We start from the raw sequence: 22,001 nt of genomic DNA, 5'->3' as shown, positions 1-22,001 counted from the left end.
TCTGCGTCAGGTCAGCGCCGCCGCGTCGCGACGGCTCAAGGAGAACAGCATGCCGGACTATCAGGCGCCCTTGCGCGACATTCGCTTCGTGATGAATGAACTGCTCGACTATCCGTCTCACTACGCGCGTCTGCCGGGCGGTGAGGATGCGAGTGACGATATCGTCAGCGCCATTCTCGAAGAGGGCGCACGCTTCGCCAATGAAGTGCTAACACCGCTTAACCAGTCCGGTGATCGTGAGGGCTGCACCTTCGAAGGTGGTGAGGTCAAGGTGCCGAGCGGCTTCAAGGAGGCCTACCAGCAATATGTCGAGGGCGGCTGGCCGAGTCTGGCGGCGGCGCCTGAGCACGGTGGACAAGGCTTGCCACCGTCGCTGGCAATGGTGCTGTCTGAGATGGTCGCGTCAGCCAATCTGTCCTGGGGCATGTATCCGGGTCTGTCGCATGGCGCGATGGATGCGCTCAAGCATCATGGTAGCGAGACGCTCAAAAACACCTATCTCACCAAGCTGGTAGAGGGCCGCTGGACCGGTACGATGTGTCTGACGGAACCTCACTGTGGCACGGATCTTGGCCTGATCAAGACCCGCGCCGTGCCGCTGGATGAGACGGATGACAACGGTGGCTACGCCATCAGTGGCACCAAAATATTCATCTCTGCCGGTGAACATGATCTTTCCGAAAACATCGTCCATCTGGTGCTGGCCAAGTTGCCGGATGCACCGGAAGGTTCGCGCGGTATCTCATTATTCGTGGTACCCAAGTTCTTGCCGGACGCCAGTGGTGAAGCGGGCGAACGTAATGGCGTCAGCTGTGGTTCCATCGAGCACAAGATGGGCATTCACGGTAACTCTACCTGCGTGATGAACTTTGATTCGGCAACCGGCTATCTGGTGGGCCCGCCTCACAAGGGGCTGGTCTGCATGTTTACCATGATGAATGCTGCGCGTCTCGGCGTGGGTATTCAGGGTGTTGCACTGGCACAGGCCAGTTTTCAGAACGCCTTGGCTTATGCACGTGACCGGCTGCAGATGCGTGCGCTATCGGGTGCCAAGGCACCGGAAAAGGCCGCCGATCCGATCATCGTGCATCCGGATGTCCGCCGTATGCTGTTGACCCAGAAGTCGATTGCCGAAGGTGGTCGCATGCTGGTGATGTATGCCGCCCAGCTCAATGACATCGTCGAGAGCTTCGAGGATGGCGAAGAAAAGACGCGAGCCGATACCGTGTTGGGGTTGCTGACGCCCATCGTCAAAGCCTTCCTGACCGAAACGGGTTTCGAAGCCACCAATCACGGTGTGCAGGTCTTCGGGGGGCACGGCTTCATTCAAGAGTGGGGGATGGAACAGTTCGTGCGTGATGCACGTATCACACTGCTCTATGAAGGCACTACCGGTATTCAGGCGTTGGATCTGCTCGGGCGCAAGGTGCTGATGAGTCAGGGCGAGTCGCTGAAGGTCTTCACCAAAGAGATCCACAAGTTCTGCCAGGCCAGCGAAGGCAGCGAGTTTGCTGGCCCGCTGTCTGAACTGAATCGCGAGTGGGGCGAATTGACCATGACGGTAGGCATGAGTGCGATGCAAGATCGTGAGGCGGTCGGTGCTGCAAGTGTCGATTACCTGATGTATGCAGGCTACGTGACACTGGGTTATCTGTGGGCGCGTGCTGCAGCGACAGCCAGTGCTGCGCTTGCCGCTGGGGAAGGTGATGCCACTTTCTATCAGGCCAAGCTGGATACTGCACGTTTCTACTTCCAGCGTATCCTGCCACGTACTCAGGGCCATGCTGCCATGATTCGCGCTGGTGGAGAGACGCTGATGGCGCCAACCGCTGAAGGTTTTGGCAGCGGTTTCGAGCTATAGATTTTCCGTAGACGCTGTAGAGGTTCGCTGAGCCTATCGTCAAATGTCTTGTGGTGGGAATCGGTGCTCGCAAGAATTTATTATTTATTAGAAACAGTAGGTTGCAGGAAATCGCTGTTTTTACGGAATGCATGCCTCCAGTCAGTGCGCTCTGACTCGGTATTCTCGGGGAGACTTCGGTCTCCCTTTTTTTATCTGCGACATTGACCAATCATTGAGTGACAAGGCTTGGCTTGGCTCGCGTAGGCGGCCAATATGAGCGCATCGCAGTACTGCATTGGGCAGTGAGCAGCAGGGCATGACAGCACAGGTGGCAGGATGCATAGGAACGATATCCATGAGACGCCGCAGGTGGCAGGGGAGGCGACGGCTTCTCATGGCGAGGAAAGCTGGCAGATGCCAAATGATCAGGCTGCGCTGAGTGCGGGGACGACCAGTGAGGAGGCCACCACGCGAATGGAGGTGCCGAGGGACGAGCGCCAGCAGGAAGCGCGCGTGCTTTCTGGCCGAACCATCGCCCGGCCGACGGTACGACAAGCACTGGAAATTCATCCGCTATTGGTTGGCTTGGCCGCGCTGATCATCATCATTGGGGGCATGAAACTGGCGGCGGACCTTGTTGTACCGCTGCTGCTGGCCGTGTTCGTGGCGGCAGTGTGCGATGCCCCCGTACGCTGGCTTGCGCGGCATGGCATCGGTCAGCGTTTTGGGGTGCCGATCGTCATTCTGACTGTCTGTGTGCTGTTTTCCTCTCTGGCGGCGTTGCTGGTGTCCCGCTTTACTGCCTTCAGTGATGAAATGCCCAAGCTGGAGGAAAGCCTGCGCACGCACTACCAGAGCTTTCTGGAATGGTTGGCGAGCAATGGTCTCTCCATCGCTCCGGCGCATTTCAGTGAGTTGATCGACCCTGCGTCACTGACCCAGTGGGTGCCGAATCTGCTGACAGGGTTGGGAGGGCTGCTTTCGTCCAGCGTCATTATCGTGCTGACAGCGACCTTCCTGCTTTACGAAGCATTGTCGTTGCGTGACAAGCTGGTCAGTACGCTGCGTAGCCCGCATGTCAGCCTGAGGCGCTTCACGCTCTTCTCACTGACGCTGCGTCGCTACCTGGCGGTCAAGACCTTGATCAGCCTGATCACCGGTGCCCTGGTCGGCATCAGCTGTCTGGTGCTCGGGGTCGAATTCGCTTTCCTGTGGGCCACGCTGGCGTTCTGTCTCAACTATATCCCCAATATCGGCTCGGCATTGGCTGCCATTCCTGCCGTGCTGCTGACACTAGTGATGCCGGAAGGCGGGCCCGTTACGGCACTGATGCTGGGGGGCTGCTACATGGCAATCAACTTCATTCTTGGCAACATGATTGAACCGCGAGTGATGGGGCGCACGCTGGGTCTTTCGACACTGGCAGCCTTTCTGTCGCTGGTCGTGTGGGGTTGGGTGTTCGGGCCGGTCGGTATGCTGCTATCGGTGCCGATTACCATGACGTTGAAAATTGCGTTCGACTCCCACCCCGGTACTCGCTGGGTATCTCGTCTACTCGGGCCATCGGTGAGACGTATCCGGCGGCGCCAGCACATGACGGAATGATATGAGGCAGTGAAGTGAAGGCTTGGGTCGACAGTTTACGGCCGGCCATGCAAAAACCCCTGTCACGTGGTACGTGACAGGGGTTTTTCGTGATGGAGCATGTGTGTCAATACGCCCTGCATCACGCAATCTATTGAGCCTGATCGCTCGATCGAGCCTCAAGCATTCAAGTAGATTTGATCAGAGGTTCTGCTCGATGAACTGGCTCAGCTGACCCTTGGACTGCGCGCCGACCAGTGATGCTACCTTGGCGCCAGACTTGAAGAGAATGACGGTCGGAACGCCGCGCACGCCTTGCTCGGCAGCAATTTCCGGTGCGTCATCGACATTGACGTTGACGATCTTCAGGCCTTCGCCTCGCTCGTTGGCCACTTCTTCGACAACCGGGGCCATCATCTTGCACGGGCCACACCACGGTGCCCAGAACTTCAGCAGTACCGGGGCTTCAGCGTTAAGAACTTCCTGTTCGAAGTTAGCGCCGGTGACATCGACGTGATTGGACATCTTGTTTCTCCAGGGGATTCGTTTCGCTGTCTGCGGCAAGGCCGGGACATGCAGGCTGTGCCCGATGGTAGCGCCACTTTCCATCACTGACAAATGGGCATTGTCCATCGGCTCAATAGCAGAGGGTTATGGTCGTATGTGTTTTTATAGCTGTTTTCTTGGTTTGAGGGAATATCCCACCTAACGAAAACGGCGCTGGCCAGTGATAAAAGGCCAGCGCCGTCACGCTCAAACGCTTAAGTGAGCAACATCTCAGGGCGATCAGAAGAAGGCATAACGAATCCCCAATACCAGCAGCAGGGTGGTCAGCAGCCCTTGCAGCAGCCCGCCCGGCATATGACGTGTCAAACGTGCACCGAGGCTGATGGCCGGCAGTGAGCCTATCAGCAACGCGCCGAGCAATATGAAGTCGACATTGCCCAGCCACAGGTGCCCGAGACCCGCGACCAGCGTCAACGGCACGGCATGCGCGATATCGGTGCCGACGATACGGGCGGTGGTCAGCAGCGGGAACAGCATGATCAACACGGCCGCACCAAAGGCGCCTGCGCCGACGGACGACAGTGTGACGCAAACGCCGAGCACGATGCCGGAGAGTACGGTCAGCGGCGCGGCATGACGCACGATGAAGCTTTCCGGGCTGATCAAACCCAGCAGTCGCTTCTTGAACAGCAAGACAGTCGCCGTCAAGATCAGCATCACACCCAACATGCCTTTGATCAGTCCGGCGTAGGCGGTCGGGTCCGTGAAGAAAGTATGCAGCACAGCGATGGTCAACAGCGCCGCCGGCAGTGAGCCGATCGCCAGACGCCGCGCGATGGTCCAATCCACGTGGCCCTGGCGATGATGTGCCCAGGCACCACCGGCCTTGGTGATGGCGGCGTACAGCAAATCAGTACCGACGGCGACATGCGGCGGGAAGCCGAACATCAGTAGCAGAGGCGTCATCAGCGAGCCGCCGCCAACGCCAGTGACACCGACCGCGAACCCTACTCCGGCGCCTGCTAGCACGTATAGCAGCAGTTGTGTGACTTCCATCCCTACCTACCCCCTTGTCAGGTTACTGTCGCCAATCTACTCTTGAGCGTATATTCCCGAAAGGAATCATTATTCATGATTTTATCGCCCGATCATCTTAGCAAGGTGGCCGGCCATGTCTGGGCCACTGTCACGCTGCCTTGCGTCGACGGGGCTTCTCAGGAGAGTGATGCCGCATGAAACTCCAGCAGTTGCGTTATATCTGGGAAGTGACCCGACACAATCTGAATGTGTCGGCCACGGCGCAAAGCCTCTATACCTCCCAGCCGGGGATCTCCAAACAGATCCGCCTGCTGGAAGATGAGCTGGGTGTCGAGATCTTTGCACGCAGCGGCAAGCATCTGACGCGCGTGACCCCGGCGGGTGAGTCGATCGTTGAGCTGGCAAGCCAGGTGTTGCGGACAGTGGAAAACATCAAGCATGTCGCGCAGGAGCACAGTGATGACCGCCGCGGTAGCCTGTCGATTGCCACGACACATACCCAAGCGCGTTATGCCTTGCCGCCGGTGATCGCCGATTTCACGCGCAAGTACCCAGATGTTGCGTTGCACATGCAGCAGGGCACGCCCAAGCAGATCGCCAGCATGGTGAGCGAGGGGCAGGCGGACTTCGCCATCTGCACCGAGTCGCTGGAGCTATTCAACGACCTCATCCTGCTGCCGTGCTATCGCTGGAATCGCTGTATTCTGGTGCCGAAGGACCATCCGCTGGTGGCTGTCTCTGAAGGCAGCGGCCTGACGCTTGAGTGCCTGGCGGATTACCCGTTGGTCACCTACACCTTCGGCTTCACCGGGCGTAGCCAGCTGGATGATGCCTTCAAGACGCAAGGGTTGACCCCGAATGTGGTGCTGACGGCCTCGGATGCCGATGTGATCAAGACCTATGTTCGTCTGGGCATGGGCATCGGTATCGTGGCGCACATGGCGGTGGATGAAGTGGCTGATCAAGACCTGGTCGCGTTGGATGCCACGCATCTGTTTGATAGTTCCACCACCAAGATCGGCATTCGTCGCGGTACCTTCATGCGCAGCTACATGTTCGAGTTCGTCGAGCGCTTCGCACCGCACCTGACGCGTGACCGTGTCGAGGCGGCACTGGCAGCAGGCCCGCGTCATGAGCACGAGATTTTCCATGATATCGAGCTGCCGATACGCTGATTCTCGTGACCGAGGATCAACATGCCTGCATGGAAAGTGAAATCCCTGCTGAGTGAGTCGCACATGAAAAAGCCCGCCTCTGAAAGAGGCGGGCTTTTTGTTTCCAACGAAGGCCGCAAGCTGGGTTTGATGAGCGCTATCAGTGTGCCAGGTGCAGGCCACATTCGCGGTTATCTTCCGCCTTGGTCGGATCAACGTAGTCGAACTCGTTGGGCAGGTCGTGGGCGACCAGATACTCATGCATCTGCTTGGAAGACCAGTTGAGCACTGGCGCGACCTTGATCAGGCCATCGCCATTCAATGAGGCCGGCTGCATTCCAGCACGGAAGGCAGTATCGCTGGCACGGACGGCGGTGAACCACATCTCGGGATTCAGTTCGCGCAGGGCACGTTCGAAGGGCTCGAGCTTCACTTCACGAGTGAAGGCTTCGTGACGTGGATCATCGATATGCGGCGTGAGGCCATCGACGGCTTCACGGTGAGCGCGAGTGCGCTGCGGCAGATAGATGATGCGGTTCAAGTTCAGCTTGCGCGTCACCTCATCGGCGAAACGATAGGTGGCATCGGTGTTGTAGCCGTTGTCCATCCACACGATGGGAATGTCGGGACGAAAGCGCGTGACCATGTGCAGGATCACCGCTTCGAATGGACGGAAGTTGGTGGTGCAGATGGCGCGCTTGTCCAATGACAGTGCCCAGCGTGCTAGGGCTTCGGGGTCATTGCCAAACTCGGCATTGATACGGGAGAGATCGAAAGTATCGGACATGATGAGGCTCCAGAACGAAGGCACGTCCGAAGGAGCGGGGCGCAGGGCTGATCAGCGTGCATGACGACCATCAGCAGGCGAATATCGCTCAAGGAGACGTGCGGGAATGCGCCTACCCTATCAAAGGCAGGCACCACTTCCCCAATACGAATTGGTTCGATCGTTATATGCCATTGAGTTATGGCCGAGGATAAGCCTTATAACAACTTCCCGATACTGGTGGGTATCATGCCAGTACATCCATCAGGCGTTGGATCTTGGCCAGGCTCTCGCGATATTCGGCTTCTTCCTCGGAATCCGCGACCAGGCCGCCGCCGCCCCACAGGTGTACGTGGCCCTCGGCGATCACGGCGGTGCGGATCGCGATGGAGGTATCCATATGGCCGCGGATATCCAGATAGCCGAGGCTACCGCAGTAGCCGCTACGGCGTACTGGCTCCAGTTCTTCGATGATCTGCATCGCGCGTACCTTGGGAGCACCGGTGATGGAGCCACCGGGGAAGGCGGCACCGAGCAGATCCAGAGCATCGTAGCCTTCGGCCAGCTCGCTGGTGACGGTGCTCACCGAGTGATGCACGTTGGCGTAGCTTTCCAGTGCACACAGTGAGGGGACCTTGACACTGCCGGGAGCGGAGACACGCCCGAGGTCATTGCGTAGCAGATCGACGATCATCACGTTTTCAGCACGGTCCTTGGGGCTAGCCATCAGTTCAGCCGCCAAGTGCGCATCTTCTTCCGGCGTCATGCCGCGCGGCCGCGTGCCCTTGATGGGCTTGGTCTCGACGGCGCGATGATTTACCTCAACGAAGCGTTCCGGCGAGACGGAGACGATGGCCATTTCCTCGCCTAGGGTATCCTTCCAGCTCAGGTAGCCGGCATAGGGCGTCGGCGTCGCGCGGCGCAGCTTGCAGTAAGCTCCCAGCTGTCACCGTGACAGGCCGCCGTGAAACGCTGCGTCAGATTGATCTGGTAGCAATCACCCGCGTGAAGATAGTCCATGACCTGACGGAAGCGTTCGCCATAGCCCTCGCGATCAAGTCGCGGCGTAAAGGGGGTGTCGAGCACGAAGACTTCTGTGCTCGGCGCTGGATGCTCAAGCCATTCAAGCACCTGCTTGCGTCGCTGTGGCGTGGCAATCAGCCAGCTTTGCTGGCGCTTGTGGTCACAGATCAGTGCCCAGTCATACAGCCCGAGTCGGGCCCAGGGTAGTGGGATGTCGTCCTGTGCCGCCACCGGCAGCTGCTCCAATGCACGCCCGAAATCGTAGCTCCAATAACCGAGTAGGCCCGCGATGAACGGCAGATCACTCGAGGCGAGATCATGCGCCGCAAGTTGCTCGCCGGAAAGCGAGTGGGGCAACAGCGACAGCAGCTGGCGCTGGGCATCAATTACCGGCAGGGTCTCGAGACGATCAAGCGCTGCACTGAACCTGTCCAGATCGCTCAGCGAGGCGCGTAGCGGTCCACTGAGCTTGCTGCCGTGCTCGGCCTGTTCCAGCAGGGCGATCGGGTCAGTACTGATGATGTCGAAACGCCCTCCGGCACTGGAAGGCTGGCCACTATCAAGCAGCACAGCTTCTGGCCGCGCGCGTAGGCGCGCAAAGCGTGAAAGGGTAGAGGCCTCATCCTCCGGGACGATGGAATAAGGCAGGGCGACGATTTCGAGCGTGATGGTCATGACAGCTTCCGTTGGCGGACAGGGCATTCTAGGCATCCCGGCGTCATTTGTCCGCCCATGCGTGTGATTCGCTCGTATGGAGTCATCGGACTTGTCGTGGGCGCGACAGCTGATTAAGGTGCCCGTTTCCCGAGCCACGTTGCCCTTCAACGTGTCCGCCGCATTGCTGGAGTCATCGCATGCATCCTGATTTTTCACATGACCAACATTTGCTCGCGCGCCCCGATCAGCAAATCTTCTGGCAGCGTCTGACACGTCGCGATAGTCAGAGCGGGCGGCGGCTGTTGATGCTGCACGGCGCTGGCGTAGCGGGCACTCTGACCTGGGCGCCGCTGATCGGACATCTCACTGCCCATGATGAGCTGATCATTCCTGATCTGCGTGGCATGGGACAGACCGTTGCGCTCGAAGGGGGAGAGCCTTCCTTCACGCTCGAACAGGTGGTCGAGGACGTGATGGCACTGATTGAGACACAGCGCATCACGCACTTCGATCTGATCGGTTATAGCTTCGGTGGACTGGTGGCGATGCGCCTTGCCCAGCGTCTGCGTCATGAACGCCCGGACGTGCGCATCGGCGATATCAGTCTGCTGGAACCTGCGCTGCTGGAACGCGAATGCCACTCCACCATGCTCAAGGTACGTGAAGGTTATGCCGAGGCCGCGCATGCCATGCGTGAAGCCGCTAGCCCCGAGGCGGGTATCATCGCGTTCCTCGACCTGATCTCACCGCATCGCACACGCAATCCGCGTGCTGAACGCATGATGGTGACACGGCTGGCGCACCGTCACCTCGGCTTTGCCAATGCGCTGGATTGCGTCACCCATGCCGTGCACGAGATCGATCGCGATGTCCTGTTGGCAGATGTCATGGCGGCAGGAGGCGAGGTGCGCAGCATGGTGGGTGGCAAGAGTCCCGAGACCCTGCGTGAGTATCACGGCCTGTTGGCAGAACGTCATGCAGGTTGGCAGTCACTGGAAATTCCTGGCACTGATCACTCTCTGCCTTTCCAGAAGCCGCGGCGCATCGGCGCTGAGCTTAGCTTTGAATGAAGGCTGTCAGCGAGGTTGTGTGAGTCAGTGCTGAACGATTGTCGACAAGTCATCGAATATCTCATCATAGACCGTTATTGAAAAAGCCCTGTCAGTGTCCACTGACAGGGCTTTTTCTCGCCTGTAATTTCACGGTATATCGCTGCTTCTGGAAAGGGTGAAAGAATGAAGTCTTTGCACTGTTAGGCGTATGAGGGTTGTTTTATCAGGTTTTATTGAACGTGGTTATCCACGTCTACCGCCAAAGGTGTAGACGTGAAGGTGGATTGTATCTTGACCCATCTCAGCTGGCTGGCTAGTCTGGCAGTCATTGAATGATTGTCGACAATGGTGTGTCGTCACGATTCACACATCCTTGTGCTAATTCCTGTCCCTTGCTTAGCCGGATTGCCTGACTGCCATGACCACCGATGCTTTTCACAACGCCACTGCAGCCCGAAGCCTGGCGCGTGGCGCCACTGCCGAACTGGCCGGTAGCGCCGCTGCCAGCGGAGCCCCCTTGCCGGCAGCAGTGACCCCGGAAGTACGCACGCTAGCCGAGCGAGTCTTTCATCAGCTGCAAGACGCTATCGTGCGAGGCGAGCTGGCACCGGGCAGCAAGATCACTGAGCCGGGGCTGGCGCAGGCCTATGGCATCTCGCGTGGCCCCTTGCGTGAAGCCATGCGCCGCCTGGAAGTGCATCGGCTGATTGAGCGTGTGCCGCACGTCGGTGCGCGGGTGGTCAAGCTATCGATGACCGAGCTGTTGGAGCTCTTCGATGTACGCGAGGCGCTGGAAAGCATGGCCGCACGACTGGCTGCGAAGCATATGACCACGGAGGAAGTTGCTCGCCTGCGTAGTGTGCTCAAAAGTCACGAACAGCAGTCGGACCTGAAGACCGGCACCGCCTACTTCCAGAAGGAAGGGGACCTCGATTTTCACTATCAGATCGTGCTCGGCAGCCATAACCACATGCTGATGACGATTCTGTGCGATGACCTCTACTACCTGGTGCGCATGTATCGCACCCAGTTCAGTGCCAGTGGCTCACGTCCTCACAAGGCATTCGTCGAACACCATCGGATCGTCGATGCCATCGAGTCAGGCGATGAAGAACTGGCGGAGCTGCTGATGCGTCGCCATGTCAGCGCTTCACGCGAGAACGTGGCGCGGCGTTATGCAGCCACGCTCAAGGAAGAGCAGGGCGAAGAGTAGTCCGGTTCTAGCGCTAATAATTCCAACACTTTCACTACTTACATGGGCCTAGCCCGGGAGATGTCATGTCACGCCACCTGAGTTCCACCGCCTTGCAGAGCCCCGGCGCACGTTTTCGCGCCGCGCTTGAGGCTAATCGTCCGCTGCCTATCGTTGGCACTATCAATGCTTATACCGCGATCATGGCGGAGCGCGTTGGCCACAAGGCGATCTATTTGTCTGGTGGTGGCGTGGCCAATGCCTCCTATGGTCTGCCGGATCTTGGCATGACCAGCATGAATGACGTGCTGGAGGATGCGCGCCGTATCACTGCGGCCAGCGAGCTGCCGCTGCTGGTCGATATCGATACTGGATGGGGCGGCGCTTTCAACATCGCCCGCACGGTCCAGGAGATGGAGCGTGCGGGTGTCGCGGCAGTACACCTGGAAGACCAGGTCGCTCAGAAGCGCTGTGGTCATCGTCCCAACAAGGCCATCGTCTCCTGCCAGGAGATGGTCGATCGCATCAAGGCTGCCGCCGATGCCCGTCGTGATGACGACTTCTATCTGATCGCGCGTACCGATGCCTTCCAGAAGGAAGGGCTTGAGGCTGCGGTTGCACGCGCCAATGCCTGTGTCGAAGCGGGGGCAGACGCCATTTTCGCCGAGGCGGTACATACCTTGGAGGATTACCGCGCCTTCTGTGACGGTGTTGATGCGCCGATTCTGGCCAACATCACCGAATTCGGTGCGACACCGCTATTCAATCAGCGTGAGCTGGGCGATGTCGGCTGCCGGATGGTGCTTTATCCGCTGTCTGCCTTCCGTGCCATGAATGCCGCTGCGCTCAAGGTATATCAGAACATTCACGACAAGGGCGATCAGCAGGATGTGGTCGAGACCATGCAGACGCGCATGGAGCTTTATGACTTTCTCGATTACCACACCTTCGAGCAGAAATTGGATTCGCTCTTCGATGCCGAGAGTCGCAAGGACTAGTTACCGTTCGCTCCACGCGGCTGCACCACGCTACTTACCCTCAGAGCTACCTGATGTTGCTCTCAGGGGGCAACGCTTTATGCCCTACAAGAAAAAGAACAACTCAATGACGTCACTGCCAAGGAGATCACGCCATGTCTGATCACACCTCTACGCCTTCCGCCGCTGCTGCTGGCCTGCGCGGCCAGAGTGCCGGCGAGACAGCTCTGTGCACCGTGGGCCAGACAGGATCTGGCCTGCGTTATCGCGGTTATGATCTGGAAGACCTCGCGGACAACGCCGCCTTCGAAGAAGTTGCCTATCTGCTGCTCAAGGGCAAGCTGCCCAATCGTGAGGAGCTCGCTGCCTATATCGCGCGTCTCAAGAGTCTGCGTGGCCTGCCGGATGCTCTGAAGGCGGTGCTTGAGCAGATTCCGGCCAGCGCTCATCCGATGGATGTGATGCGCACCGGATGTTCGATGCTCGGCAACCTGGAAACAGAGGCCAGCTTCGATGAGCAGGCGGATCAAGCGGACCGGATGTTGGCGGTGTTCCCGTCGATCATCAATTACTGGTATCGCTTCAGTCACGATGGCGTGCGCATTGAGACCGAGACTGATGATGACTCCATCGGCGCGCACTTCCTGCATCTACTACATGGGGAAGCGCCGAGTGAGCTGCATGCCGCAGTGATGAATACCTCGCTGATTCTCTACGCAGAGCATGAATTCAATGCCTCGACTTTCACCGCTCGTGTCTGCGCCTCGACGCTTTCCGATCTGCATTCCTGTGTCACAGCCGCGATCGGCTCGTTGCGTGGGCCGCTGCATGGCGGTGCCAACGAAGCAGCGATGGCGATGATTGAATCCTGGCGGTCACCGGAAGAGGCCGAGCGCGAGATTCTTGGCATGCTGGAGCGCCGCGAGAAGATCATGGGCTTTGGCCATGCCATCTATCGTGAACGTGATCCGCGCAATGCCATCATCAAGGAGTGGTCACGCAAGCTGGCGGACGATGTAGGAGATACGCAGCTCTACGCCGTCTCCGAGCGCGTCGAGTCCGTGATGTGGCGCGAGAAGAAACTGTTCTGCAACGCCGATTTCTTCCACGCCAGCGCCTATCACTTCATGGGCATTCCCACCAAGTTGTTCACGCCGATCTTCGTCTGCTCGCGCCTGACAGGGTGGGCGGCGCATGTCTTCGAGCAGCGTGCCAACAATCGCATCATTCGCCCTAGTGCCGATTATACCGGCCCCGAGCATTGTGATTGGCAGCCCATCGATCAGCGCGACTGATTTATCGTCTACCCATACTGCCTGGCCCTGCCTGTGCCCGCGTTCGATTGATATCTCGACCGATGCCATGACCGTAGCGGGCACAGGATTTCTACCGATTGCCTGATTGATGAGTCCGGATGCCCATGAATACCGACTATCGCAAGCCCCTGCCCGGCACCGCGCTGGACTATTTCGATACGCGCGCCGCGGTAGAAGACATTGCCCCTGGCGCCTATGACGGTCTGCCTTACACCTCGCGTGTGCTGGCCGAGAATCTGGTGCGTCGTTGCCCGCCTGAGCAGCTGCGTGACAGCCTGATCCAGATCATCGAGCGCCGCCGAGATCTCGACTTCCCTTGGTATCCCGCCCGCGTGGTATGTCACGACATCCTGGGACAGACCGCGCTGGTCGATCTCGCTGGTCTGCGTGACGCCATCGCTGAGCGGGGCGGTGATCCTGCCAAGGTCAACCCGGTGGTGCCGACCCAGTTGATCGTCGATCACTCGCTGGCGGTCGAACATGCCGGTTTTGATCCGGATGCCTTCGAGAAGAACCGTACTATTGAAGATCGCCGCAACGAGGATCGTTTCCATTTCATCAATTGGACGCGACAGGCCTTTGAGAACATCGACATCATTCCGCCGGGTAACGGCATCATGCACCAAATCAATCTGGAGCGGATGTCACCGGTAATCGAATCGCGCGACGGGGTGGCCTTCCCGGATACGCTGGTCGGTACCGACAGTCATACGCCGCATGTCGATGCATTGGGTGTATTAGCTGTCGGGGTGGGTGGGCTGGAAGCCGAGAGCGTGATGCTGGGGCGTGCCTCCTACATGCGCTTGCCGGATATCATCGGTGTGCGTCTGACGGGCCGCCCGCAGCCGGGTATCACCGCGACCGATATCGTGCTGGCATTGACGGAATTCCTGCGCGCCGAGAAGGTTGTCTCCGCCTATCTGGAATTCTTCGGTGAGGGGGCCGCACACCTGACGTTGGGCGATCGTGCCACCATTTCCAACATGACGCCGGAGTATGGCGCGACAGCGGCGATGTTCCATATCGATCAACAGACGCTGGACTACCTCACGTTGACCGGCCGCGAGCCAGAAAACATCGCACTGGTCGAGCGTTATGCGCGTGAAACGGGTCTGTGGGCAGATGCGCTGACCAACGCTCAATATGAGCGCGAACTGAGCTTTGATCTCTCCTCGGTGGTGCGCACGCTGGCGGGTCCGTCCAATCCGCATAGTCGCGTACCGACCAGCGAGCTGGCGGCGCGTGGCATCTCGGGCGTGATCGAGCATGAGCAGGATGAGGAGGGGCGCGATCTGATGCCGGATGGCGCCGTGATCATCGCGGCTATCACTAGCTGCACCAATACCTCCAATCCGCGCAACGTGATTGCCGCAGGGCTGTTGGCGCGGCGTGCCAATGCGCTGGGTCTGACACGCAAGCCGTGGGTCAAGACCTCGCTGGCACCTGGCTCCAAAACCGTACAGCTGTATCTGGAAGAGGCGGAACTGCTGACGGAACTCGAGCAACTCGGCTTCGGCATCGTCGGCTTCGCCTGCACAACCTGCAACGGCATGAGTGGTGCGCTGGACCCTGCCATCCAGAAAGAGGTTGTCGCGCGTGATCTTTATACGACCGCAGTGCTGTCCGGTAATCGTAACTTCGATGGCCGTATTCACCCGTATGCCAAGCAGGCCTTCCTGGCCTCGCCGCCATTGGTGGTCGCCTACGCCATCGCCGGTACTATCCGCTTCGATATCGAGAAAGATACGTTGGGATATGCGCCAGATGGCTCGCCGATCATGCTCAAGGATCTATGGCCCAGCGATGAAGAGATCGATGCCATCGTCGGTTCCAGCGTCAAGCCGGACCACTTCCGTCAGGTCTATATCCCGATGTTTGAGGTCAAGGACGATCGCGAAACCGGCATCAGCCCTCTATACGATTGGCGTGCGCAGAGCACCTACATTCGCCGCCCGCCGTATTGGGAAGGTGATTTGGCAACGGCGCCCACTCTCAAGGGAATGCGTGCGCTGGCGGTGTTGGGGGACAACATCACCACCGATCACCTGTCACCCTCCAACGCCATCATGGCCAGTAGTGCCGCGGGGGAGTACCTCACCTCGATGGGACTGCCGGAAGAAGACTTCAACTCCTACGCGACTCACCGTGGTGATCACCTCACCGCCCAGCGTGCGACCTTTGCCAATCCCAAGCTAATCAATGAGATGGCCGTGGTGGAAGGAGGGGGTGGCAAGCGCGAGATCCAGCAGGGCTCGCTGACGCGCCTGGAGCCGGAAGGCAAGGTTGTGCGCATGTGGGAGGCCATCGAAACTTACATGCAGCGTAAACAGCCACTGATCATCGTCGCTGGTGCTGATTATGGTCAGGGGTCGTCGCGTGATTGGGCAGCCAAGGGGGTGCGACTGGCGGGCGTCGAGGCCATCGTTGCTGAAGGGTTTGAGCGTATCCACCGTACTAATCTCGTGGGTATGGGTGTGATGCCATTGCAGTTTGAAGCGGATACCAACCGTAAGACGCTAGCGCTCGACGGTAGCGAGATTTACGCCGTCGAGGGTGAGGCGATACCCGGCGCGACACTGACGCTGCTGATTGAGCGTACGCAGGGCGAGCAGGCAGGTCAGGTCGAGCGCGTGCCGGTCACTTGTCGTCTCGATACTCGTGAGGAGCTCTCCATCTATTCTGCCGGTGGTGTATTGCAGCGTTTCGCGGAGGATTTCTTGAGCTCGGAGGCAACGGGCACAAATGCTGAGGAGGTCTCCGCATGAGTCGCCAGCCACAACTGAAAATCCCCGCGACCTACCTGCGTGGCGGCACGAGCAAGGGCGTGTTCTTCCTGCGTGATGAGCTACCAGAAGCCGCCCAAGTGCCAGGCCCGGTACGTGATGCCTTGTTACTGCGAGTGATCGGCAGCCCTGACCCTTACGCCAAGCAGATTGATGGCATGGGGGGAGCTACCTCCAGTACCAGCAAGACGGTCATCATCAGCAAGAGCGAGCAGCCTGGACACGACGTCGACTATCTATTCGGACAGGTCTCCATCGACTCGCCCTTTGTCGATTGGAGTGGCAACTGCGGCAACCTGTCTGCTGCCGTCGGTCCATTTGCCATCGAGAAGGGATTGGTGTCGGCTGAGCGGCTGCCGCAAGACGGTATCGCTGAAGTCCGCATTTGGCAGGCCAATATCAGCAAGACGATCATTGCACGCGTACCGATGCATGAGGGGTGTGTGCAGGAAACGGGTGATTTTGAACTCGACGGCGTGACCTTTCCCGCAGCAGAAGTCGCAGTCGCCTTCCGTGACCCTGCCGCGGGTGAGGGCAGCATGTTCCCCACTGGTAATGTGATCGATGTGCTGGAGGTGCCGGAGTCAGTCGTGGCTGGCGGCCGTATCGAGGCAACATTGATCAACGCCGGTATTCCGACCATCTTCGTGCGTGCGGAAGATCTCGGTTACAGCGGTACTGAGCTTCAAGACGCGATCAATGGTGATGCTGCTGCATTGGCCCGCCTTGAAATGCTACGTGCCTATGGTGCGCTCCATATGGGGCTCATCAATGATCTGGCGGAAGCCGCGACTCGTCAGCACACACCTAAGGTGGCCTTCGTCGCAGCACCGGCGGATCACATGGTCTCCAGTGGCCGTGAGATCAAGTCAGGTGAGATTGATGTGCTGATCCGCGCTATGTCGATGGGCAAGCTGCACCACGCCATGATGGGGACTGCTGCGGTCGCAATCGCAGCTGCTGCCGCCGTACCTGGAACATTGGTCAATCTGGCTGCCAATGCTCATGAAAGAAGTGAAGGAGCACCGCGTGATTCGGTGTGCTTCGGCCATCCTTCCGGCACTCTACGGGTAGGTGCCAGTGCCGAGTGGGTGCCAGGAGAGGGTAAGCGGGGTGAGTGGCAGGTAAGCGAAGCAGTGATGAGCCGCAGCGCGCGCATTCTGATGGAAGGTTGGATACGGGTGCCGTCAGAAACGCTGGTGCTTTAGTCTGCGGCGCTAGCGGTCGCTGCGTGACAATAAAAGACCGGCCCTGCATGGGATATGCAGCTGAGCCGGTCTTTTGTCTTTGTATCAGACAGATATTCCTAACGATACTGCGTTAGAAACATGGATCGATTCTCGATAGGAGAGCACCGACATGAGCAATAAATCGGCAGACACGCATTCTGATGCACCTTCCAAGATTTCTTCCGATGCTACGATTTCTTCCGATAGTACGCAGGCCAGTGATAACCAGCGTCCGGGCTATGATCCTGAGCTGCAGCAGATCGCCGATTACGTGCTGAGTTACTGCAATGGTGATACGGAAGGTAAGCCCAGTCGTGAAGCGATGGATACTGCCCGACTGTGCCTGATGGATACGCTGGGTTGCGGCATTCTGGCATTGCGTTTCCCCGAGTGCACCAAGCATCTAGGCCCGTTGGTCGTTGGCACGCAGGTACCGCATGGAGCGCGTGTTCCGGGCACCAATCTGAGTCTCGACCCGGTCAAGGCAGCGTGGGATATCGGCTGCCTGATTCGTTGGCTCGATTATAACGATACCTGGCTGGCGGCGGAGTGGGGGCATCCGTCTGACAATCTAGGCGGTATTCTGGCAGTGGCCGACCATTTGTCTCAGCAACGTGTCGCCGAAGGTGAGCCGCCGCTGGTGATGCAAGATGTATTGGAAAGCATGGTGATGGCGCACGAGATTCAAGGCGTGCTGGCGCTGGATAATAGTTTCAATCGCGTCGGGCTCGATCACGTACTGTTGGTCAAGGTTGCCACGGCGGCCGTAACAGCTCGCTTGATGGGAGCCAATCGCGAGCAACTTTTATCGGCGCTTTCGCATGCCTTCGTCGATGGCCAGAGCTTGCGCACTTATCGTCATGCGCCGAATGCCGGGTCGCGCAAGAGCTGGGCGGCGGGTGATGCTACCTCGCGCGGTGTGCGGCTGGCGGATATTGCTCTGCGCGGTGAGATGGGGATTCCTGCAGCGTTGAGTGCCTCGCAGTGGGGCTTCAACGACGTATCCTTCAGTCATCTCAACCACGATCTGTCACTCAAGTCTGAAGGTGAGCGTCGTTTGCGTCTGTCACATCCCCTTGGCTGCTACGTGATGGAGAATGTGCTGTTCAAGGTCAGTTTCCCCGCTGAATTTCATGCTCAGACAGCTGCCGAGGCAGCAGTGCTCTTGCACCCCGAGGTGGGTGAGCGGATCGATGAGATTGAGCGTATCGAGATCACCACACATGAGTCAGCGATTCGTATCATTTCCAAGCAGGGCGCACTGGCCAATGCGGCAGACCGTGATCACTGTCTACAATATATGGTGGCCGTGCCGTTGATCTTTGGTGCCCTGACGGCTGAGCACTACGAAGATGACTTTCATGTCGCACATCCAGAGATTGATCAGCTACGAGACAAAATGGTAGTCCGTGAGTCGCCACGTTATAGCCGCGAGTACCTGGAGCCTGACAAGCGCTCAATCGCCAATGCTCTACGGGTAGTCTTCTCTGACGGTACTGCTACCGATGAGGTGGTGGTTGAATATCCACTCGGTCATCGTCGGCGCCGTGATGAAGCACTGGCGCCGCTGGAAGCCAAATATCGAGCCAATCTGACCACCTGTTTCCCTACCGCGCGCTGCGATTTTCTGCAGACACTTTTCAGTGATCAGGCTGCTCTAGAGTCGATGCCAGTGCATCTTTTCATGCATCACTGGATGCGTTGAGGTTGTCTCTATCAGTGCGCTCGTGAGGATGCTGCGTTGGAGCTCTCCGATGTAATCTGCTGGTACCAAGGCGTGGCATGGGTACACTGAAAGGCATCTATGCAAGGGATTACATAAAGGACTCCTCATGAAGACATTCCTGCTGCTCGGCGGTATCGCACTGATCGTCATTTACGTGATCGCCATCTACAACAAACTGGTCAGTCTACGTGCGCGTTTCGAAAATGCCTTTGCCCAGATTGAAGTCCAGCTCAAGCGTCGTTATGACCTGATTCCCAACTTGGTCGAGACAGCAAAGGGCTATTTGAGTCATGAACGCGAGACGCTCGAAGGCGTTATCAATGCGCGTAATAAAGCCATGGCAGCACTGAACGCTGCTGCCGCACATCCTGGCAGCATGGATAAATTGGCGAGCCTTGCCGGTGCTGAGCAAGGACTGGCAGCTAGCCTCGGGAAGCTTGATGTGGTGGTCGAGGCCTATCCTGAGCTCAAGGCGGATCAGACCATGAGTGACTTGATGGAAGAGCTGACTGCGACTGAAAATCGCGTGGCTTTTGCTCGTCAGGCCTATAACGATGCCGTGACTGACTACAACGTCTATCGTCAAAGCTTTCCGCAAGTCGTTCTCGCGCCGACCTTTGGGCATCGCACTGATGCGGGACTACTGGCTTTTGATGACAGTGTGAAGATTCGTCAGGCACCGGACGTCAGTTTCGGATGAGTCAGCCTCAACTCCATGACGTAGCGGATAGCCATTACGGATGAACTTCTATCATGAGCAGGACAGTGCCCGACGGCGAACGCGGTTACTGCTGCTGGCCTTTGTCATCATGTCGCTGGCGGTATCACTTGGGGCTGGTGCTGCTGTGCATTACTTCATCAGCCTCTTTCTCGGTAAACCACCAGAAGCATCGTACGGATATGTATTGCCAGTCGCGTGCGTCATCTTTCTGTGCAACGCCTTTGTCGCAGCGCGTGAGTTACGCCGCTTGCAGCAGGGTGGGGCAATAGTCGCTGCGCGCCTTGGTGGGCAGCGGGTAGATGTTGAGACACAGGATGCTGCCCAGCGGCGCGCCTTGAACGTGGTCGAGGAGATGGCGATTGCGGCCAATCTGCCGCCGCCTCAATTGTTCGTATTGCCTCATGAGGCAATGATCAATGCCTTCGCGGCAGGTTATCGCCCGCATGATGCGGTGATTGCACTCAGTCGCGGTGCGTTGGAGCAGTTGAGTCGCAATGAGTTGCAGGGTGTGGTCGCACACGAGTTTGCGCATATTGCCAATGGTGACATCCGGCTTAATCTGCGTTTGGCGAGTGCCGTACATGGGTTGGTGTTTCTCTCCGAGGCGGGTCGCTTCCTGATGGGGGCTGGCCGGATCGGTATATTGGTCGGGGGTGTGGGGTCTTCTCGCTCAGACAAGAAAGGTGGCATGGGCAAGCTGATGCTACTCGGCGTAGCATTGTGGCTGCTCGGCAGCTTGGGAGGGCTCGCTGGGCGCTTACTGCAGCGAGGCGTAGCCCGTTCGCGTGAATATCTCGCCGATGCGAGTGCAGTGCGTTTGACGCGCTTGCCGGATGGCATTGCCTCTGCACTCAAGCGGATTGGCGGCATGGGCTGGCAGGGGCGAATCCAGCACCCGCGTGCCATGACCTATAATCACCTGTTCTTTGTCGAGACACGCCCTCCCTGGCTGACGGGCTGGTTTGATTCGCATCCGCCGCTGGACGAGCGTATCCGACGACTAGAGCCGCGCTGGGATAGCCACTATCTACCAGCGCGCCAACAGCCGGTACATACCTTCGAGCAGCAGGCCCCTATCGGGGCCGAGATGCTCGGCGGTGTCTTGGCAGGCGTTGCCGGCGCGGCATTCATGGATAAGCTCGCGCAAACTCGTGGAGAGCTCGAGAATCTGACTTTGTCACGTTTTCTGTGTCCACAGCTGGTGGTTGCCATGATCGCACCGATGGAGCTTAAGCAACGCGGCGTGTGGTTTTCCGAACTTGAGCGTCAACATGAGTGGCTGGATGGCAAACGGATACGCGAAATCCGAGTACGCCTCGAGGCCTTGCCGAGAAGAGAGTGGATCGCCTTGCTCAATCGGCTATTACCACGTTGGCGCGAAGCGGATGAGCGTGCGCACCGAATGCTCAAGGCACTAATACCTCCCAATGATCTCTTTAGCTGGTGCTTATGGCAGCTATTGATGGAATCGCTGGACCCAAGGGTAGACCGCAAGAGCGATTCGCTGGGGCTGAATCAATGTCGGGAAGCATGCCAGCATTGGCTTGGATTGATGATAGGTCTGATGGATGACGAGACGTTACGGCAAGAAGCCTTTGAAGAGGCGACGGCTGAGCTTGGCATGGTACTGGAGTATTCGGTCACAGCAGCGGGTATTGCTAACCCAGCATTACGTTGCCGCTATCTCACTCATCTTGCGCATCTGCGGCCTATGGACAAGCAGCGCTGGTTTGCAGCACTTGTTCAGGTCGTGCATGCCGATCAGCAGGTAGTAGATGAAGAGGTCGCCTTGCTGACAGTGCTTGCACGGGTGATGCAGCTGCCTGAAACGCGTCTGGAAGCTGCGTTGGTGATCAGGCCACGTTCACGGGGCGGCTGGCATGCCCAGCCAGTGCCGCATTCGGTGGACAGCAAACAGGTCTGATGAACGCTTGAGGCGCTGGTTGTCATTAGGCCTTGAAGTAAAAGGGCATTTCTTCCCAAAAGGCCTTGCGCTGAACCGGCCCGGTGCGTAAAGTACGCATCCGCTGCCGGGGACGCATGGCGTTACCAGCGGTGAAAGAGGTGTGCAGGTGATTGTTTCGATTGATGTTTTTCAAGTCTCTTCGAAATGCATCGCTTGACAATCCCGGCAGATTCGCTAGAATACGCCGCACACCTTACGGAACACGTGAACGGGCATCGCCCCTCACTGCTTGATGATGCTTAGAGGCAGTCGACTGACTCATCACCAAGTGCTTGACTTCTCAAGCGTTCCCGGTAGAATATGCCTCCTCGCTTAACAGCGACGCTCTTTAAAAATTTGATCAGGTAATTCGTGTGAGCGCTTGCCGATGAGTGGTGACAAGGTCACCAAATATCGGAGCAAGCCTCTCACGAGAAGTTTGACTCTGAACCAAGTTTGGTCTGCTTAACAGACTATCAAGCTTAATC

The 22,001-nt window shown here is 58.2% G+C and carries 15 protein-coding genes and 1 pseudogene; 12 read left to right on the top strand and 4 right to left on the bottom strand.

Going from position 1 to position 22,001, the window contains the following annotated elements; all coding sequences use genetic code 11:
• The first annotated feature begins 49 nt into the window (after nucleotides 1–49).
• Together BF12_RS0111450 and BF12_RS0111445 are read left to right on the top strand one after the other, a co-directional pair.
• On the top strand, nucleotides 50–1,861 hold the full coding sequence (locus tag BF12_RS0111450; RefSeq protein ID WP_024952400.1) for an acyl-CoA dehydrogenase C-terminal domain-containing protein: 1,812 nt from the start codon (nucleotides 50–52) through the stop codon (nucleotides 1,859–1,861).
• Between the two features lie 318 nt (nucleotides 1,862–2,179).
• A complete protein-coding gene (locus BF12_RS0111445) occupies nucleotides 2,180–3,448 on the top strand; it encodes an AI-2E family transporter (RefSeq protein ID WP_246116432.1) in 1,269 nt (422 codons plus the stop codon).
• A 180-nt stretch (nucleotides 3,449–3,628) separates the two neighbouring features.
• On the opposite strand, the gene trxA is transcribed toward BF12_RS0111445, so the two are convergent.
• Complete coding sequence (gene trxA / locus BF12_RS0111440) at nucleotides 3,629–3,952, bottom strand: thioredoxin (RefSeq protein ID WP_024952398.1); 324 nt, start codon at nucleotides 3,950–3,952, stop codon at nucleotides 3,629–3,631.
• Nucleotides 3,953–4,213: 261 nt separating this feature from the next.
• A complete protein-coding gene (locus BF12_RS0111435) occupies nucleotides 4,214–4,990 on the bottom strand; it encodes a sulfite exporter TauE/SafE family protein (protein WP_035159999.1) in 777 nt (258 codons plus the stop codon).
• A gap of 176 nt (nucleotides 4,991–5,166) precedes the next feature.
• On the opposite strand from BF12_RS0111435, the gene cysB reads away from it, so the two are divergent.
• Entirely contained in the window at nucleotides 5,167–6,147 is a 981-nt protein-coding gene (gene cysB, locus BF12_RS0111425; protein ID WP_024952396.1) for an HTH-type transcriptional regulator CysB, read from the top strand.
• A gap of 139 nt (nucleotides 6,148–6,286) precedes the next feature.
• On the opposite strand, the gene BF12_RS0111420 is transcribed toward cysB, so the two are convergent.
• Nucleotides 6,287–6,913 carry a phosphoadenosine phosphosulfate reductase domain-containing protein gene (locus BF12_RS0111420; RefSeq protein WP_024952395.1) on the bottom strand — a complete coding sequence of 209 codons (627 nt, stop codon included), beginning with the start codon at nucleotides 6,911–6,913 and terminating at the stop codon, nucleotides 6,287–6,289.
• 226 nt (nucleotides 6,914–7,139) lie between these two features.
• Nucleotides 7,140–8,590, bottom strand: a pseudogene (gene pabB / locus BF12_RS23750) (aminodeoxychorismate synthase component I).
• 179 nt (nucleotides 8,591–8,769) lie between these two features.
• Between pabB and BF12_RS19780 the strand changes: the two are divergent.
• From BF12_RS19780 to BF12_RS21180, 9 genes are all read left to right on the top strand, one after another.
• Nucleotides 8,770–9,642: an alpha/beta fold hydrolase gene (locus tag BF12_RS19780; protein ID WP_035159997.1), complete on the top strand. Its 873-nt coding sequence runs from the start codon at nucleotides 8,770–8,772 to the stop codon at nucleotides 9,640–9,642.
• Nucleotides 9,643–10,042: 400 nt separating this feature from the next.
• Nucleotides 10,043–10,837, top strand: coding sequence for a GntR family transcriptional regulator (locus BF12_RS0111405; protein WP_024952394.1), 795 nt, complete (start codon nucleotides 10,043–10,045; stop codon nucleotides 10,835–10,837).
• Nucleotides 10,838–10,902: 65 nt separating this feature from the next.
• Nucleotides 10,903–11,814, top strand: coding sequence for a methylisocitrate lyase (gene prpB / locus BF12_RS0111400; RefSeq protein ID WP_024952393.1), 912 nt, complete (start codon nucleotides 10,903–10,905; stop codon nucleotides 11,812–11,814).
• 134 nt (nucleotides 11,815–11,948) lie between these two features.
• Nucleotides 11,949–13,088 (top strand): bifunctional 2-methylcitrate synthase/citrate synthase, encoded by a 1,140-nt coding sequence (gene prpC, locus BF12_RS0111395; RefSeq protein ID WP_024952392.1) that lies wholly within the window; start codon nucleotides 11,949–11,951, stop codon nucleotides 13,086–13,088.
• A gap of 125 nt (nucleotides 13,089–13,213) precedes the next feature.
• Entirely contained in the window at nucleotides 13,214–15,874 is a 2,661-nt protein-coding gene (gene acnD / locus BF12_RS0111390; protein ID WP_024952391.1) for a Fe/S-dependent 2-methylisocitrate dehydratase AcnD, read from the top strand.
• Nucleotides 15,871–17,100, top strand: a complete 1,230-nt coding sequence (gene prpF / locus BF12_RS0111385) for a 2-methylaconitate cis-trans isomerase PrpF (RefSeq protein WP_024952390.1) — start codon at nucleotides 15,871–15,873, stop codon at nucleotides 17,098–17,100. Before acnD ends, prpF begins: the two co-directional genes overlap by 4 nt.
• A gap of 151 nt (nucleotides 17,101–17,251) precedes the next feature.
• Complete coding sequence (locus BF12_RS0111380; RefSeq protein ID WP_024952389.1) at nucleotides 17,252–18,826, top strand: bifunctional 2-methylcitrate dehydratase/aconitate hydratase; 1,575 nt, start codon at nucleotides 17,252–17,254, stop codon at nucleotides 18,824–18,826.
• Nucleotides 18,827–18,953: 127 nt separating this feature from the next.
• Nucleotides 18,954–19,547 (top strand): LemA family protein, encoded by a 594-nt coding sequence (locus BF12_RS0111375; protein ID WP_024952388.1) that lies wholly within the window; start codon nucleotides 18,954–18,956, stop codon nucleotides 19,545–19,547.
• A 40-nt stretch (nucleotides 19,548–19,587) separates the two neighbouring features.
• Nucleotides 19,588–21,492 (top strand): M48 family metalloprotease, encoded by a 1,905-nt coding sequence (locus tag BF12_RS21180; RefSeq protein ID WP_024952387.1) that lies wholly within the window; start codon nucleotides 19,588–19,590, stop codon nucleotides 21,490–21,492.
• The last annotated feature ends 509 nt before the right edge of the window (nucleotides 21,493–22,001 follow it).

The sequence above is a fragment of the Cobetia crustatorum genome (genome assembly GCF_000591415.1).
In the GTDB taxonomy this organism is placed as follows: domain Bacteria; phylum Pseudomonadota; class Gammaproteobacteria; order Pseudomonadales; family Halomonadaceae; genus Cobetia; species Cobetia crustatorum.
This window is presented reverse-complemented; position numbering and strand designations above follow the sequence as displayed.